The 15142-nt window shown below is 55.9% G+C and carries 17 protein-coding genes; 6 read left to right on the forward strand and 11 right to left on the reverse strand.

Annotated elements, in window-relative coordinates; genetic code table 11:
- The first annotated feature begins 256 nt into the window (after positions 1 to 256).
- Positions 257 to 445 (forward strand): hypothetical protein, encoded by a 189-nt coding sequence (locus JI62_RS03135; protein WP_088698775.1) that lies wholly within the window; start codon positions 257 to 259, stop codon positions 443 to 445.
- A gap of 114 nt (positions 446 to 559) precedes the next feature.
- Entirely contained in the window at positions 560 to 1135 is a 576-nt protein-coding gene (locus tag JI62_RS03140; protein WP_088698776.1) for an isochorismatase family protein, read from the forward strand.
- A gap of 10 nt (positions 1136 to 1145) precedes the next feature.
- Here the strand turns inward: JI62_RS03140 and yaaA are convergent, their stop codons facing one another.
- Together yaaA and JI62_RS03150 are read right to left on the reverse strand one after the other, a co-directional pair.
- Complete coding sequence (gene yaaA, locus JI62_RS03145; protein ID WP_088698777.1) at positions 1146 to 1925, reverse strand: peroxide stress protein YaaA; 780 nt, start codon at positions 1923 to 1925, stop codon at positions 1146 to 1148.
- Positions 1926 to 2048: 123 nt separating this feature from the next.
- Positions 2049 to 3080, reverse strand: coding sequence for an NADP(H)-dependent aldo-keto reductase (locus JI62_RS03150; protein ID WP_088698778.1), 1032 nt, complete (start codon positions 3078 to 3080; stop codon positions 2049 to 2051).
- A gap of 248 nt (positions 3081 to 3328) precedes the next feature.
- Between JI62_RS03150 and JI62_RS03155 the strand changes: the two genes are divergently transcribed.
- Together JI62_RS03155 and JI62_RS03160 are read left to right on the forward strand one after the other, a co-directional pair.
- On the forward strand, positions 3329 to 3823 hold the full coding sequence (locus tag JI62_RS03155; RefSeq protein WP_088698779.1) for a tetratricopeptide repeat protein: 495 nt from the start codon (positions 3329 to 3331) through the stop codon (positions 3821 to 3823).
- Positions 3824 to 3857: 34 nt separating this feature from the next.
- Positions 3858 to 4370 (forward strand): hypothetical protein, encoded by a 513-nt coding sequence (locus JI62_RS03160; protein WP_088698780.1) that lies wholly within the window; start codon positions 3858 to 3860, stop codon positions 4368 to 4370.
- A gap of 20 nt (positions 4371 to 4390) precedes the next feature.
- Here JI62_RS03160 and JI62_RS03165 read toward each other — a convergent pair whose 3' ends face one another.
- From JI62_RS03165 to JI62_RS03185, 5 genes are all read right to left on the reverse strand, one after another.
- Positions 4391 to 4933 carry a TIGR00730 family Rossman fold protein gene (locus JI62_RS03165; protein ID WP_088698781.1) on the reverse strand — a complete coding sequence of 181 codons (543 nt, stop codon included), beginning with the start codon at positions 4931 to 4933 and terminating at the stop codon, positions 4391 to 4393.
- A 92-nt stretch (positions 4934 to 5025) separates the two neighbouring features.
- Entirely contained in the window at positions 5026 to 5547 is a 522-nt protein-coding gene (locus JI62_RS03170) for a DUF501 domain-containing protein (protein ID WP_088698782.1), read from the reverse strand.
- A 12-nt stretch (positions 5548 to 5559) separates the two neighbouring features.
- The gene (locus tag JI62_RS03175) at positions 5560 to 5862 is read right to left on the reverse strand and encodes a hypothetical protein (protein WP_007111787.1); all 303 of its coding nucleotides are present in this window, start codon (positions 5860 to 5862) and stop codon (positions 5560 to 5562) included.
- A gap of 42 nt (positions 5863 to 5904) precedes the next feature.
- Entirely contained in the window at positions 5905 to 6312 is a 408-nt protein-coding gene (locus JI62_RS03180) for an acyl-CoA thioesterase (protein ID WP_088698783.1), read from the reverse strand.
- A gap of 95 nt (positions 6313 to 6407) precedes the next feature.
- Complete coding sequence (locus JI62_RS03185) at positions 6408 to 6839, reverse strand: hypothetical protein (protein ID WP_035565920.1); 432 nt, start codon at positions 6837 to 6839, stop codon at positions 6408 to 6410.
- A 37-nt stretch (positions 6840 to 6876) separates the two neighbouring features.
- Between JI62_RS03185 and JI62_RS03190 the strand changes: the two genes are divergently transcribed.
- Positions 6877 to 8043 (forward strand): MalY/PatB family protein, encoded by a 1167-nt coding sequence (locus JI62_RS03190; protein WP_088698784.1) that lies wholly within the window; start codon positions 6877 to 6879, stop codon positions 8041 to 8043.
- A gap of 6 nt (positions 8044 to 8049) precedes the next feature.
- Here the strand turns inward: JI62_RS03190 and JI62_RS03195 are convergent, their stop codons facing one another.
- Positions 8050 to 8994 carry a co-chaperone YbbN gene (locus JI62_RS03195; protein WP_088698785.1) on the reverse strand — a complete coding sequence of 315 codons (945 nt, stop codon included), beginning with the start codon at positions 8992 to 8994 and terminating at the stop codon, positions 8050 to 8052.
- Between the two features lie 195 nt (positions 8995 to 9189).
- Positions 9190 to 10248 carry an SDR family oxidoreductase gene (locus tag JI62_RS03200; RefSeq protein ID WP_088698786.1) on the reverse strand — a complete coding sequence of 353 codons (1059 nt, stop codon included), beginning with the start codon at positions 10246 to 10248 and terminating at the stop codon, positions 9190 to 9192.
- 140 nt (positions 10249 to 10388) lie between these two features.
- Between JI62_RS03200 and JI62_RS03205 the strand changes: the two genes are divergently transcribed.
- Positions 10389 to 11324: a LysR family transcriptional regulator gene (locus tag JI62_RS03205; RefSeq protein WP_088698787.1), complete on the forward strand. Its 936-nt coding sequence runs from the start codon at positions 10389 to 10391 to the stop codon at positions 11322 to 11324.
- 62 nt (positions 11325 to 11386) lie between these two features.
- On the opposite strand, the gene JI62_RS03210 is transcribed toward JI62_RS03205, so the two are convergent.
- The gene (locus tag JI62_RS03210) at positions 11387 to 12727 is read right to left on the reverse strand and encodes an HlyD family type I secretion periplasmic adaptor subunit (protein WP_088698788.1); all 1341 of its coding nucleotides are present in this window, start codon (positions 12725 to 12727) and stop codon (positions 11387 to 11389) included.
- Positions 12727 to 14493, reverse strand: a complete 1767-nt coding sequence (locus JI62_RS03215; RefSeq protein ID WP_088698789.1) for a type I secretion system permease/ATPase — start codon at positions 14491 to 14493, stop codon at positions 12727 to 12729. The genes JI62_RS03210 and JI62_RS03215 overlap by 1 nt, the downstream gene beginning before the upstream one ends.
- Between the last annotated feature and the right edge of the window lie 649 nt (positions 14494 to 15142).

The following is a 15142-nucleotide window of genomic DNA, read 5'->3' on the forward strand; positions in this document are numbered from 1 at the left end:
ACCGCTTAGCGCCGATGGTAGTGTGGGGTCTCCCCATGCGAGAGTAGGTCATCGTCAGGCACTTATACCAAAAATCCCCCAGGGCTGATGCCTTGGGGGATTTTTTTTGCCTCACACCTCACACGAAAGTACAATTTTAAGGCATTTTATTCCATATATAACAATTGGTTGCGTATTTATCATGGTATTGTTGCCACGCAGCATCTAGTATTATGCTGCACGTGCCCAGAAGTAAAATCTCAGGAGGAGAAACGGTATGACGACGCAAGTAGCCAAGAAGTTAGCAATTGCTCTATTTATGGCTTTGATGGCGGGCGGACTGATCGCTTGTGACGATCAAGGCCCTGCTGAAGAAGCGGGTGAAAACATTGATGACGCCGCAGAAGATGCCGGTGAGAGCATGGAAGAGCTCGGCGAAGATATGGAAGAGGCGGCCGAGAACTAGGCCGAGCATTTGTTTGATGAGTTAACCGAAGCAGTCGCTGACAAGCGGCTGCTTTATTGTTTGTATCGCGTCTATTATGGTTAGCCTAAATAACCATAAAAATGAGGTGGCAACGTGCTACTACAACGCGATAAAAGCTTGCTGTTAATGGTCGATTTCCAGGCCGGTTTGCTGCCTGTGATCGATGGTGGACAAGAAGCTGTTAACGAAGCGGCTTGGCTAGGCGAAATGGCGTGCTTGTTTGAGGTGCCGGTATGGTTAACCGAGCAGTCTCCAGAAAAGCTGGGGGAAACCTCCGTACCACTGCTCGCCTGTTTGAATGACTATCAGCGCTGGCAAAAACAGCACTTTGGCGCCATGGCGGAAACTGACTTTCGTGAAGCACTAAACGCAACGGGAAAAACGCAGATCGTACTGTGTGGAACAGAAGCGCATATCTGCGTGCTGCAAACGGGATTAGGTCTATTAGCGGCAGGTTACGAGCTGTATTGGCTGAGTGATGCCTCTGCCAGTCGCCGACCGCAAGAGGCTGCGCTTGCCCGCGAGCGCGCCTGCGCAAGCGGTGCTGTGGCGGTGACGGCAGATATGGTGGCTTATGAGTGGCTTCACCGCTGCGATACAGCGCTGTTTAAAGAGGCGCACCAACGCTTTTTGAAGCCACGCGCGTCACGCCCCGTACGTTTCTATTAGGCCATTCCCTTTAGCGATCGGCTTCTTTACGAGTGAAAACGAAGGTATCACCCTGGGATGCCGATGCATCGAAACGATAGCCTGCCACATCGAACGCCTTGAGTTCATCTGGATCGTTAACCTGCTGTTGAATCATCCAAGCGCTCATCAGCCCGCGCGCCTTTTTGGCGTAGAAGCTGATGATTTTAAAGGTGCCGTTTTTCTCATCTTTAAACACCGGCGTAATGATCCGGCCATTAAGCTGTTTGGTATCTACCGCTTTGAAGTACTCATTGGAGGCGAGATTAACCAACACGTTGGAGCCGCTTTCAGCAATGGCTTCATTAAGTGCAGGTGTCAGGATGGGCTTCCAATAGGCATACAGATCTTTACCGGCACTGTTGGGTAGCTTGGTGCCCATCTCCAGCCGGTAGGCCTGAATCAAATCCAGGGGCCGTAGCAGGCCATATAGGCCAGAAAGTATGCGCAAATGCGACTGTGCGTAACGGTTCTCCGCTTCGCTGAAGTTTTCTGCTTGCAGTCCGGTATAAACGTCGCCCTGAAAAGCCTGTGCGGCGGGTTTGGCATTGCTAAGAGTGAAAGGAGGGCGCCACTCCTCAAAACGCGCCGCATTCAGCCCCGCCAGTTTATCGCTGATACCCATGAGTTCACTGATTTGCTGGGGCGAGTAGTCGCGCAAAATAGTGATCAGTGCTTGGCTGTGTTTGAGAAAATCAGGCTGTGTTACCTGATCTGTGGTCGGTGGGGTTTCAAAATCCAGCGTTTTAGCGGGAGAGATAATGCTCAGCATCGCATGCTCCTAAGGCCATCATAAGTGAACGTAGTATACCAAGCCTCGGCCAAGGCCGAGGCTATAGCTCCGATAGTTCTGGCAGAGCCGCTTACTGCCTATAGGCGGGGCTCAGCAGTAGCTTTAAGGGCAGGGATTGGGCATGCGGCGGTGAATATCTTCAATGGCCTCTAGCACTTCGTTATCCAGCTTGAGGCTCTCGCTGGCAAGGTTGCTTTCCAACTGCTCCATGGTGGTTGCACCAATGATATTGCTGGTTAAAAAGCTGCGTGAGTTTACAAACGCCAGCGCCATTTGCGCAGGATCTAGCTCGTGCTTTTCAGCGAGCGCAACGTAAGCCTGGGTGGCGGCTTCGGCTTCAGGTGATGTGTAGCGCTTAAAGCGCTCATACAGCGTCAGGCGGCCTTTAGGAGGTTGCGTACCGTTCAGATATTTTCCCGAGAGCACCCCAAACCCTAAAGGTGAATAAGCAAGCAGACCGACGTCTTCACGGTGGGCAATTTCAGCTAAACCGACCTCGAAAGAGCGGTTAAGAAGGTTATAGGGATTTTGTATAGACGCGACACGGGGTAAGTCCAGCTTATCGGCAAGCTGAAGTGAGCGCATCACACCCCAGGGCGTGTCATTAGAGAGCCCAATAGCCCGAACCTTGCCTGCATCGACCAGCTCTTTCAGTGCCGAAAGGGTCTCTTCTAAGGGGGTCGCGTCTTCGTCTTCACTATGTACGTAGCCTAGCTTGCCAAAGAAGTTAGTTTGCCGGTCGGGCCAGTGCAACTGGTAAAGGTCGACATAATCGGTATTCAGGCGCTCCAGGCTTGTGTCGATGGCCTGATGAATATGCTCACGGGTTAAACGCGGGCCACCCCGTATATGGTCGAGCCCTGGGCCTGCGGCTTTGGTGGCTATGATGAGATCGTCTCTGGCGCCACGCTGCTTTAGCCAACTGCCGATATAGCGTTCCGTTAAGCCCTGGGTCTCGGCCATGGGGGGAACGGGGTACATTTCTGCGGTATCAATAAAATTGATGCCAAACGCCACGGCTCTATCAAGCTGTTCGTGGGCTTCAGCTTCGCTATTTTGCTCGCCAAACGTCATCGTGCCTAAGCAGAGTCGACTCACCTCCAGGCCGGTTCTGCCAAGTGGGCGCGTTTGCATTTTCATCTCCTTACTAAGGCGGAATTGCCATAAGATAAGCCACCATTACCAGGCTGGTAAACGGCGTCTGCATGGCATGTTAGCGAGGCTCTTTGCAAGCAGCAAATTAATGGGGTTGAGTCGTCGCAAAGGCAGGCGTATGCTTGCCAGCCCATCGACCGGCTAAAGGCCGGTTTCTCGTGTGGTTGACGACTATTATTAGTGTAACGTCGGCCCAAGGTTCCAACAGACAGGCAGGGTGGTTTGCCATGCTGCAGGCATCAACGTTGTTTACTCGGCTAGAGTTTCGTCTAGCTGAACGGCTGTTTCATAATCACTGGTTGTTGCCGCGTTCACCGCGCACCCAGCGTTTAACGATGCGCTTGTTTAAGCGCTGTGCGGAAGCGGGTCACCCTGACGCGCTCTCCGTTTACGGTCATATGCTGTTTCATCGCAGTCAGACGCCCCAAGACAAGGCTCGCGGAGCGCGATACGTTCTGGAAGCGGCGCATGCCGGGGATGTGAAGTCACAGTACCAGGTGGCGCAAATCCACGAGCACGGCTGTGCTCAATACCCGCGACGCGAAGATTATGCGGTAACCTGGTACGCCCGTGCCGCCCAGTCTGGGCACTATCTGGCGGCGGAGCGGCTTGCCCGCGCTTATCGCCTGGGCGAGTTAGGTTTGGCGGTGGATGGCGAGCGAGCGGCTTACTGGCAGCGACAGGCGGAACAGCCGACACTAGATAACGTGGCCGCTGCATGAAGCGTTACCGCGTTTTGATTGAGTGAGGAAGGTTGTGTCCGAGACGCTACCCACAGTGCTAGATATTGAAGCGTCCGGATTTGGGCGTGGCAGTTACCCCATCGAAGTAGGCATCGCCCGCGCCGATGGGAGCTGCTGCGCTTTTCTCATTCAACCGCTGGAGGAGTGGACGCACTGGGATCCCAAGGCCGAACTGCTGCATGGTATCTCCCGTGATCGCCTCATTCAGGAGGGCTACCCGGTACGCCAGGTCGCCCACTGGCTGAACGATGAACTGCGCGAGCTGGGTAAGGCATACAGCGATAGCTGGGGATATGATAACACCTGGCTATCGCTGCTCTTCCATCACGCGGGCATGCTGCCGCGTTTTCGCCTCGAGGCGCTAAGGATCCTGCTTAGTGAAGAGCAGCAGGCAGTGTGGAGCGACACCAAAGAAGCGCTGATCGCCGAACAGGGGATTCACCGCCATCGGGCAGGTGAAGATGCCCGCTTACTGCAGCTGACCTATCAGCATACCCGCAAGCTCATCAAGCACTCGGGTCGTTAGTCACTCTTCCCTCTCCAGTTTTATAGCTGGGCTTCCAGCACCTCGAGCAACTCATTGGGTGACGGTGCGTCGAACAGCATCTCGCGGGTGGGAGACGCCAAAAAGCCATGGCTGACCGTGCTGTCTAAAAATGTCAGCAGCGGCGAATAGAACTCGTCGATGTTCAACAACCCCATCGGTTTTTCATGCAGGCCTAGATAGCCCCATGTCCATATTTCAAACAGCTCTTCCAAGGTGCCAATCCCGCCGGGTAAGGCAATAAAAGCGTCGGCGTTGGCCGCCATGGTGGCTTTGCGTTCGTGCATATTGCGCACCCGTATCAGCTCACTTAAGCCAAAGTGGGCCTGTTCGCGCTCCACCAGGTGGTCGGGCATGACACCAATGACTTCACCACCGGCCTCAAGTGCCGCGTTAGCCAGCTCGCCCATCAGGCCAACCCGTGCCCCGCCGTACACCAGCGTGTGGCCACGTTCAGCGAGCGTGCGGCCCAGTTGATTGGTCGCTTGGCGGAAGGCAGGGCTGTTACCTTCACGAGAGCCAAGATAAACGCAAATTCGAGCCATTCGTTTATTCCCTGTCGTTAAAAAATGAGCGTAACTAAAACCAAAGCCAAAAAGAACGCGAGATTACTACGAGGGCTTAGGTTAAAAGGGGCTTAGGGTAAACAGCGGTCTACCTGATAGTGCTCATCCATCCACTGTCCAATCACATTGTCGCCGCAAAGGTGGTGGGCGTACTGGGTATGCAGGCAGCGTATCTGGTGCCAGTTGCTAATGCCGCCAATCCCGCGTTTGGTCATCACGTCGGTATAACCCAATGTAGCGACTTCTTCACGCTGAGCAACGCTCATAGCGTCCCAGCGGGCGGTCACATAGTCGCGATGGCTCTGTTGGTAAGCCTCAAGAAATTCAGGCTCTTCCTGAAGGCGCTGCTCGAGCGCTTTGATCACCCCAACGGCTTCGATGCGGGAAATCTCAACTTTCAGCACATCGGAACAGAGCCAATACAGGGTGGGGAAGGGTTTGCCATCGACAATCGGCGCCATGCGCAGTACCAGCGGTGTACCTTCACCGTCGGTGGCGGCTACTGCTTCGATACCACGCGGCGCGCGGCCAAGCTGCTGGGCAATAATGGCGAGCTGACGTTCGTCAGGCGCTTGGTTGGTGCGTATCACCATTGGGTTGGTCTCTCACGAACGGTCGTCTTGAACAAATTTAGTCGAGCGGCCAACGGCACGGAAAAAGCAGCGATTGAGCTGTTCAGGCGACGCGACATAGCACCACGTCCGCTCACAGTATTCAGCGGCTCGTGCCATTAGCACGTCGTAAAGGCGATTGAAGGGGGCATCATAATCGTAGGGGTCGGCACCAAACAAGCGGATATGCGGATAGTCGGCAAAGCGCTCAATGAAATAGCGCTCAAGGTCTGCCTCCACGGCGCGATGCTGGGCGACGTTGTCAGGGTCTATCCAGAGGTTGTAGCGGATTGCCATTATAAGGCTCCTGTTGCCCCGGCAGCGCGGGGCAGCCGTCAATCAGGCGGGCTCAGGCGCGTCTTGAAGGTGCGACGTTAGCGCCTCGCGCAGGTCACCCTCAATGGGCATGGCGCACTTGGCCTGATGGTCATACTGAACCATAACGGTATGTCCCAGGTTAGTGAGCTTGCCGTGCTGACGCGCCTCTTGGGTCACTGTAAACGAGCTATTGCCTAACCGCGTTAAGTAAGTACGTATTTCGATATCTTGACCGTAAAACAGTTCAGCCCGGTAGTCGACTTCCATGCGCGCCATAATCAAGCGCCACTGTTTAGGGTTTAAGTCAGGGGTGAAGAGTTTGAACAGGTCATTGCGGGCAAGCTCAAACCATGCGGGCAGGCGGGTGTTATTGATATGCCCTAAAGCGTCGGTATCGTAAAACGCAGGCTCAATGGTGCGGGTAAACATGACGTATCCTTATTGTTATGCGGGGTTAGGAGTGGTTATTGGTATCACAGGGTTATTCAGGATTACCCCAAGCAAGCGCTTGGTCAAGTGCTTGCTTATACTAAACGCAGCCCCTGTTGGTCACGCCAGGCGGCCTCTAGCGCCTCTTGCAGAGGCGCTTTTAAGTGCGCAGGGAGCGCTTCATGTGCTGCTTGCAGTGAATCAAACGAGCGGTTGCGCAGCCAGCAGTACGCCCAGGCGCAGGCTTCGGCGTCGCTATCGGGGGTTGGGCGAGCGGGCATTTGATTAAGCAGAAAAACCGCCGTGCGCGGCGCCCATAGCGGCATTTCCCCTAGCTCATCCTGGCTCCACTGCTCCAGGGTAGCGCCGCTGGGCGTGGCGTCGGGTGTGCCTAATTTAGCTACCCGGGCTGTTTCGGCCAAAATGAGCGCTAGCTGATCCGTATTCGCTTGGCCAAGCGAGCGCCATTGCCGCAACAGCGCCGATAGCCCCGCCCGCATCTTGGTATAAAAGTCATCTTGCGGCATGCTTGGCACAACCCCTATTGAATGAGTGAGATGTTTCATGGCCTACGATTTTGCCACGCCTGTGGAGCGACGCCACCCAGAAGGTGGCTGGGCATCGCAAAAATGGCATCGCTACGGCGACGACGTACTGCCCCTTTGGGTCGCCGATATGGATTTTCGCTCCCCACCTGCGGTGATTGATGCACTGCAGGCGCGGGTGGCCCACGGTGTCTATGGCTATGGCGAAGTGCCCGCTACGTTAACAGAAACCCTGTGCCAGTGGAGCGCCCACCACTACGACTGGCCCATTCAGCCGGAGTGGCAGCAGTGGCTGCCGGGCGTCGTGCCAGCTTTGCACCTGGCCGCGTTAGCGCTGACCGAGCGAGGCGACGGTGTGTTGACGGTAGCGCCGATCTACCCGCCATTTTTAGAGGTTGCAAAGCGCACCGGGCGACTACCCCAGCAGGCGATGCTGGCAGCGCCCTCAACACCCAATGAGCCTTGGCAGCTCGATATTGCAGCCTTGGAGGCCGCTATTACGCCACGTACGCGCTTGCTGCTGTGGTGTCAGCCCCACAACCCAACGGGGCGTGTGTGGCGCTATGAAGAGCTTGCAGCGCTGGCTGAGCTCGTGGAGCGCCACGACCTTTGGGTTGTCTCCGATGAGCTGCACTGCGACCTGTTATTAGATGGAGGCGCCCAGCACCGCCCGTTAGCCGCGGCATTTCCTCAATTAGCGAAGCGCACTATTACCCTCTGGGCACCGTCGAAAACCTTTAATCTGGCGGGCTTAACCAGCGCCTGCGCGGTGATTCCCGACCCCGCACTGCGTGAGCGCTTTGCAGCGGCTACCAAAGGGCTACTTCCCGATGGCAATGTACTCGGCCTTGTCGCGGCGGAAGCAGCGTATCGACATGGCGAGCCGTGGCGCCAGGAGCTGTTAAGCGTATTACGTGAGCATCGTGAGACGCTGCAGGCGCGCGTAGCGGCTTGGCCGGGCGTGCGCTGGAGTGCGCCGGAGTCGACCTATCTGGCTTGGCTAGATATGCGCGAGGCAGGGCTAGGCGATGCGCCGCATAAGACGCTGCTGAAAGAGGCGGGGGTAGCGCTTTCGGACGGAGCGGCCTTTGGCCGCCCCGGCTTTGTACGGCTTAACTTTGGTACCACCGCTTCCCAGCTGGAAGCGGCGCTGTCTCGTATGGATTCCCTGCTGAAGCGGGATTGAAAGCCCCTAGTACAGCATCGCAAAGAGTTTGCGGCGGTAAGCAACGGTCAGCGGGTGGTCGGCGCCTAGTGCGTCGAACACCTGCAGCAGCGTTTTACGCGCGGCGTCATCGTTATAGGCGCGATCCTGCTTCATCAGCGCCAGCAGTGCCTCCAACCCTTCATCATAATGACCGTCAGCCACTTGGCGCAGGGCGCGCTGGTACTGCGCTTCGCTATCGGTGCGATCGCCCAGGGCCGCAATCTCCTCGGCTGAGAGTGCCTGCTCGCTAAACTCAATGCTGGCGCGCACGCCCCGTGCAGGCGCCGCATCGCGCTCTTCCGGGGGCAGGTTGTCGAGCACTTCACGGGCCTCGCTACCGCGCCCTTCGGCGACTAGTACGCGAGCGAAGGCTACCTGGTAAGCGTAGTGCTCTGGGTACTGGACCATCAGGGTTTGATATATCTCGCGGGCAGCGGCGGTGTCACCGGCTTTAAGCGCTTCTTCCGCTTGCTCTTCCGGGGTGGGCGGCGCTTCGCCAGGGGCGGGGAAGTAGCGATTGAGCCACTCGCGCACCTCTTTCTCCGGCAGCGCACCCTGGAAGCCATCCACCAAGCCACCCTGGCTAATCAGCTTCACATCGGGCACTGAACGCACGCCCAGCTGGCCGCCGATTTCGGGGTTTGCTTCAATATCGAGCTTGCCGAGCAGGAAAGCGCCCGCGTACTCAACCACCAGCTTCTCCAGCACCGCGAGCAGGGTGCTGCTGCTTGCGTTGGAAGGCGAGTAGCAGCCCAATAGCACCGGCACCTGCATGGACGCTTCCAGCACCTGCTGAATATTGCCAGCATTGAGCTCGATAATGACATCTTCAGGGCGCACCGCTGCTTGCTCATTGGTCTGCGCAGCAGCGTCGGTATTTCCGGTATCCGCGGTAAGCGGCTTACCTGAGCGGGGATCAATAATCTGCATGGGTAGACTCGGCATCAAAAAATGAACAATAGTTCCCCATGATATGCAGGCATGTCCCGGTGGATTCAAGGAAAAGGAGGGAAATAAAACTCACTGCTAGTGGGTTTCAAGCTAAGTGAACCTGATAAAGCAGCAACAGGGCACGCTTAGGCGCCCTGGTGGAGCTACTGTTTCTGGCACTGTTTCTGAAATTGCTTAAGGAATGATGCGTTCTGCGCGTAGACAGGCGAACAGATCGAAAAACGCTGCGCGTGTTTCGCGGAAGTGGTCAAAGCCGAAGTCACGGGACTTGGTGACATCGTTAACGCACTCAAGCTCGCGCCCCAGGTCGGCATCGGTGTGCCACCAGGAAGCCAGTTGGGTGACATCGGCTTCGACTAGCTCGTTCTTTTCGGCAATCTCGGCCCAGGTAGGCGCAATGTCGGCCATCTGGGTTTCGAGCGGCTGCGGCGTTTCCGGGCAGTCGGCGACTTCGAGCTCGAAGAATTCGCCAATTTCATGCCACAGCCGACGCCAGCGGAATACATCGCCATTGACCGTGTTAAAGGCTTCATTGTGGGCGCCGGGCGTGGTCGCCGCCCACTCCATCTGCCGCGCTAATACGAGAGAATCGGTTAGGTCGGTCAAGGCGTTCCACTGCACCTGCGAGCCAGGGAAGGTGAACGGTTTACCCGTTGCCTTGCAGATAGAGGCGTAAACCGCCAGCGTCACGCCCATGTTCATGGCGTTACCCCGGGCATAGCCGATCACCGTGTGCGGACGGTGCACGTTCCAGCTAAAGCCGTCACGCTCCGCCGTCGCGAACATGATGTCTTCGAGGGTGTAGTAGAAGTTCTCGCCAGGGACGCGGGGGGCTGATTCACGAAACGGCGTCTCGGTTTTACCGCTACCGTAGTTCTCGAAGGCACCCAGGTACTGCTTAGTGCCGGTCACCAATGATACATGCGCCAAGCTTGCGCCCTGCAGAGCGTCGAGCAGGTTGTGCATCATTGCGCCGTTGGCCTCGACGTTAGCCTTTTCATTTTCGCGCCGCACCCAAGTGCAATAAAACACGTGGGTGATGGGTAGCCCCGCCAATGCTTCAGCGGTGGCCTCGCGATCTAGCAGATCGGCAGCGACGGGAATGACTCCTGCTTGATCAGAGGGGTGACGAGATAATCCGTAGACACTCCACCCGCTAGCGGTGAGGTAGCTGGCTAGGTTGCCGCCGGTAATACCGGTAGCGCCGACGACTAATGCGGTGCCTTTGCGCATGATTAACTCCTTTTGCAGACAAGTTTTTCGGAACGGGCAACGGAAATTTGCTTTGTGTCCGATGAAAAGCAGTCTGGTCGCCGATGATCATTGCTACAATTGGAAAAATCGCAAATCTTTATTGCGCGAGGAGCAACTTGATGGATCTCAATGCGCTACGTATCTTTGAGCGCGTCGCCGCGACCGGCAGCTTTACCGTCACTGCACGTCATTTTCATCGGGCGGTGTCGTCGGTCTCACGTCAGATTGCCTCTTTAGAGGAGGCGCTTGGCCAGCAGCTGTTCTACCGCCATACCCGGGCGGTGACGCTGACTGAAGCGGGGTGGCGCTACTATCAGGAAGTTCGCGAGATACTGGAGCGGCTCGACCTGGCGACCGAAGCGCTAATGGCGCCCAATACCGAGCCTAGCGGCGTGCTACGTCTCAACGCCCCGGTGGCTTTCGGCCAGCGCCAAATCGTGCCGATCCTGCATCACTTCCAGCGCCGCTACCCGGCGATCAAAGCCGAACTGATGTTGACCGATCAACTGACCGACCCGGTGCGCGAGGGCATCGATATCACCTTTCGCGTTGGGGCATTGGCGGATTCCACCTTGGTGGCGCGCCGCCTAGCGCCAATGAATTATGTGGTGGCCGCGGCGCCCGACTATTTGCAACGTTGTGGTACGCCCACCCGCCCGGATGATCTGAGCCAGCATGACTGCTTACTCTACCAGGGCGAAATGGGCCGCCAGCGCTGGTATTTCAATACTGCTAATCAGTCACAAGCCTGCACTTATAAAGTCGACGGCAGCCTCTACAGCAACGATGCCGGGAGTTTGGTGCGCGCAGCATTAATGGGGCAGGGGCTGGTGATGTTTCCCACCTGGCTGATCGCTGACGAATTGGCATCCGGCGCACTGGTGCCGATACTCGAAGCATGGGAGTGCGAAGTTATGCCGGGCAGGCGCGATATCCACGTGCTCTTTGCTCAGCGTCGCCTACACACACACAAGGTGAGTGCATTTCTAGATCATCTGTTTGAGATGGTTGGGCCTACACCACACTGGGATCGCTGGCGTGAACAGCAGGATTAGCGCCGATAACACAGAAAAGATGTCTGAGAATATTTAACCTGCAACCGCACATGCAACAACCGTCAATCTTCACGCATGGCTCGGGCCAACATGTCGTTGATGGGTTTGGCCAAGTAGCTTGAAAAACTTCTTTCGCCTGTACGCAGCATCACTTCAGCTGGCATACCAGCAAGCAATTTCATGGTTTCGGTCATGTTTTCTTGCCCTACAGTGGTGACGCGAAGGCGCACCTTATAATAGCGGGCCCGGGTCGCTTCATCCTCAAAACTGTTGGCACTGACGTGGATAACCTCGCCGTCGATGACATTTGAAAGACGCTGGTTGAAAGCGCTGAAACGTATCTCGGCAGGCTGGCCCATATAAAGGTGGTCGATATCATGGTCTGGCACCTTGGCTTCTACAATAAAGCCCACATCGGTTGGCACAATATCGAGCAGCGGATCACCGGAACGGATAACGCCGCCCAGCGTATGCACTTTCAGCCCTACCACCGTCCCCGACACCGGTGCCAGCACCTCCGTGCGGTTCACCTTATCCATTAGGGCGGTGAGGCGTTCTTCGGCGTCGGCCACTTCGGCTTGGGTCTGGCGTAGGGCTTCGCCTACCTGCTGCTGAAACTCCTGCAGGCGTACCTGTTTTTGCAGCGCATTTTCACTGATTTGCGAATGCAGGCGGGCGACTTCTGAGGCGTGCTGGGCATTGATGCTTTGATATTCGAGGCTCTCGCGCTCCAGTTCGTGCATCCTCTGACTGCTGATCATGCCGTTTTGAAACAGTTTTCGGTGGTTGGCGACGTCGCCCTCAAGCGAGCTGATACGGCGCTGATTGATGGTCTGGGTATTGATCAATCCTTCAATCTGCTCATTCATTTGCACCATCTGCTCATCAAGAGAAGCAAGCGTGCTTGTGAGCGACTCCCGTCGGGAATCGAATAAACGGCGCTGTACTTCAAGCACCTCCCTCACACGGGGATAGTCCGAGGTGGTCAACTCCTCGGGAAAGTTGAGCGTTTCGGCGTCGCTGAGTTCAGCCAGTAGTCGGATCTCGGTCGCTCGGCTGATGAGATAGTCAGAGCGGGTGACCCGCAGTTGTGAGCGTACCTGGGTATCGTCCAACACCATCAGGATATCGCCCGTTTCAACATGATCACCATCTTCAACCTCGATGCTTTTGACAATACCGCCTTCCAAGTGCTGCACAGTCTTGGTGAAGCTCTCTACTGATACGGATCCTGGCGCCACAACGGAGACCGCAAGGTTAGCGAACACCGACCAACTGCCAAAGCCTCCTAGGGCGATAATTAGGATGGCGATGCCCAGCCGGCGGTAGCGTGTATCCTCAACCGGCAGTGCATCGGGCTTTTCAGCTGCGGTATTGTTGCCTTGTGACTTTTGCATGTTCATTACTGAGTCTCCTCGCCGCCATGGCGACCGCGTGCACTGGGTTTTAGCGACGCCACGCGCTGAGGTGGCACGGGGCGACCTCCATCTGCGGTCATGCGAGTAACTGGCGCTATTCTGGTGGGTGGCTTGAGCGAGGCGATTTGGCCCTCTTTCAACACTAATACTCGATCAACATTTCTCAGCAGGAGCGAACGGTGAGTAATGATCAGTGCCGTGGTGCCTTCCTGGCGTAGCCGAACGAGACAGTGAGCAAGGGAGTGCTCACCCGCATCGTCCAGATTGGCATCGGGCTCGTCCAGAACTATCAGTACGGGTTGGCCATACAGCGCCCGTGCCAAGCCGATACGCTGGCGCTGGCCTGCGGAGAGGGCATTACCGCCATGGGAGAGCCAAGTGTCATAGCCGTTCGGCTGTTCGAGAATCATGTCATGCACACCGGCTCTCTGCGCCGCCAGTACCACTGCTTGAGGATCGACTTCGTCAAAGCGGGCAATATTCTCCGAGATCGTGCCATCGAAAAGTTCAATATCCTGGGGTAGGTAGCCGATGTGGGGCCCCAGCGCCATGCGGTTCCATTGAGTGATATCGGCGCCATCCAGGCGAACACAGCCGAACTGACTCGGCCAAATCCCCAGCGCCACACGCGCAAGCGTCGACTTGCCGGAGGCGCTGGGCCCCACGATGGCGATGTGCTCGCCCTTAGCGATGGTTAGGTTGATATCGCGCAGGGTGGCCAGCTTCTGTCCGGGCGGCGCTGCCGTGACACCATCAAGCGCGAGACGCCCCTTAGGTTTGGGAAGTGGCATGCGCGGCTCTTCAGCAGGAATCGCCGTCAGTAGCTCCTCGAGGCGCGCCTTGGCGGTACGAGCGCCAGCAAATCCCTTCCAGCCGTTAATCATTTGATCGATAGGCGCCAGCGCCCGCCCCATCAGAATGGATCCGGCAATCATCATGCCGGGCGTCAGGTCGCCCCCAAGTACCAGATAAGCCCCTAAGCCAAGAATCAACGACTGGAACATCAGCCTTAGCACCTTGGAGGTGTTGGTGATCAGCCCGGCTCTGTCGCTGGCTTTGGATTGCAGAACCAGGTATTCGCGATGGCGAGCGCTCCACCGCCCCATGATGCCGGGCAGCATCCCCATGGCGTGGAGCACCTCTGCGTTTCTCAGATTGCTGTTGGCTAAGTCCTGGGACATTACATGCTGACTGTTGGCATCGTTCAGAAGCGATTTGGTGGTGACTTCGTTAATGATGGCAAGTGTCGCCAGGATGATGCCTGCCCCCAAGGCGAATAGCCCAAACCAGGGATGGAACAGCGCAAGCACACCGATATAGATCGGTACCCAAGGGGCATCGAAGAAAGCAAAAAGGCCATTGCCGGAAAGAAATTGACGGAGTGTCGTCAGGTCATTCAACGGTTGCGCCGAGGGCTTACCGGGCATCATCAGTGAGCGTTTAAACATAGCCGAATACAAGCGCTGACTGATCTGGACATCGAGTTTGTTACCGATCCTTACGAGTATGCGCGAACGCATTAACTCTAGCCCACCCATGACCATAAAAAGAAAGACCACAACCAGGGTCAGCATCAGTAGTGTTTCCTGGCTTCGTGTGGTGATGACCCGGTCGTAAACCTGCAGCATGTAGAGGGGCGGCACGAGCATCAGCAAGTTAATAAACAAACTGAATAGGCCAACGTAAAGGAAACTGCTTCGGCAGGTGGTAAGCACTTTCTGCAGATCTGTTCCCTCGCGTGAATTCAACATGGCTGAGCTCCAGAGCATTGTTGGATGGTTCTTTAGGCCCAGCTATGACTAACAACCGCACCTTTGTCAGTCAGTACAGTGGGTCACCAGGAGAGGGGGGGGCATTGCCTGTTGGCCATCTACCTACCTTGAAAGCAATGCCACTATTATGTAATCGATTTGTAGTTAGTTTGTTATTTAGCGTATCAGGTTATTTTTAAAGGCAGCTGTTAATTTTTTAGTTTTGTTTGAGGTGATAAGTAGTGTGTGTTTTTTCTAATCAGTGAGATTCACCGTCAGGCAACGGCGTTATTTTTCTACTGAAAACCGCTTGTTTTTTTTGTCACCATATCCCCGCTTAATGCTCAGTAGTTCTATGTGTTTATTAATACTGCGTTGATTAAATTGATTTTTTTCACATTATCTTAGTGACTTATTGTAACAATTGGATACAAATTGGCGCTTCTCGCCGCCGCTTGCTACCCCCAAAAGCTCGATTAGACTCACGAAGTGTCGCTCCGATTTGTCAGCGGTTTAAGGCTGTCTGCAAAGCTGTGTTGGAAGGAGATTGAAGAGAGCATTGTAACAAGCGCTGTAACAAAGGTTGGGTGGTTACTCCCAGGCGCACGCGCTGGTGCGCTTGCAGAATTCTAATGAAAACCGTGAGGTG

Source organism: Halomonas campaniensis (assembly GCF_002211105.1).
Lineage (GTDB): Bacteria > Pseudomonadota > Gammaproteobacteria > Pseudomonadales > Halomonadaceae > Vreelandella > Vreelandella campaniensis_A.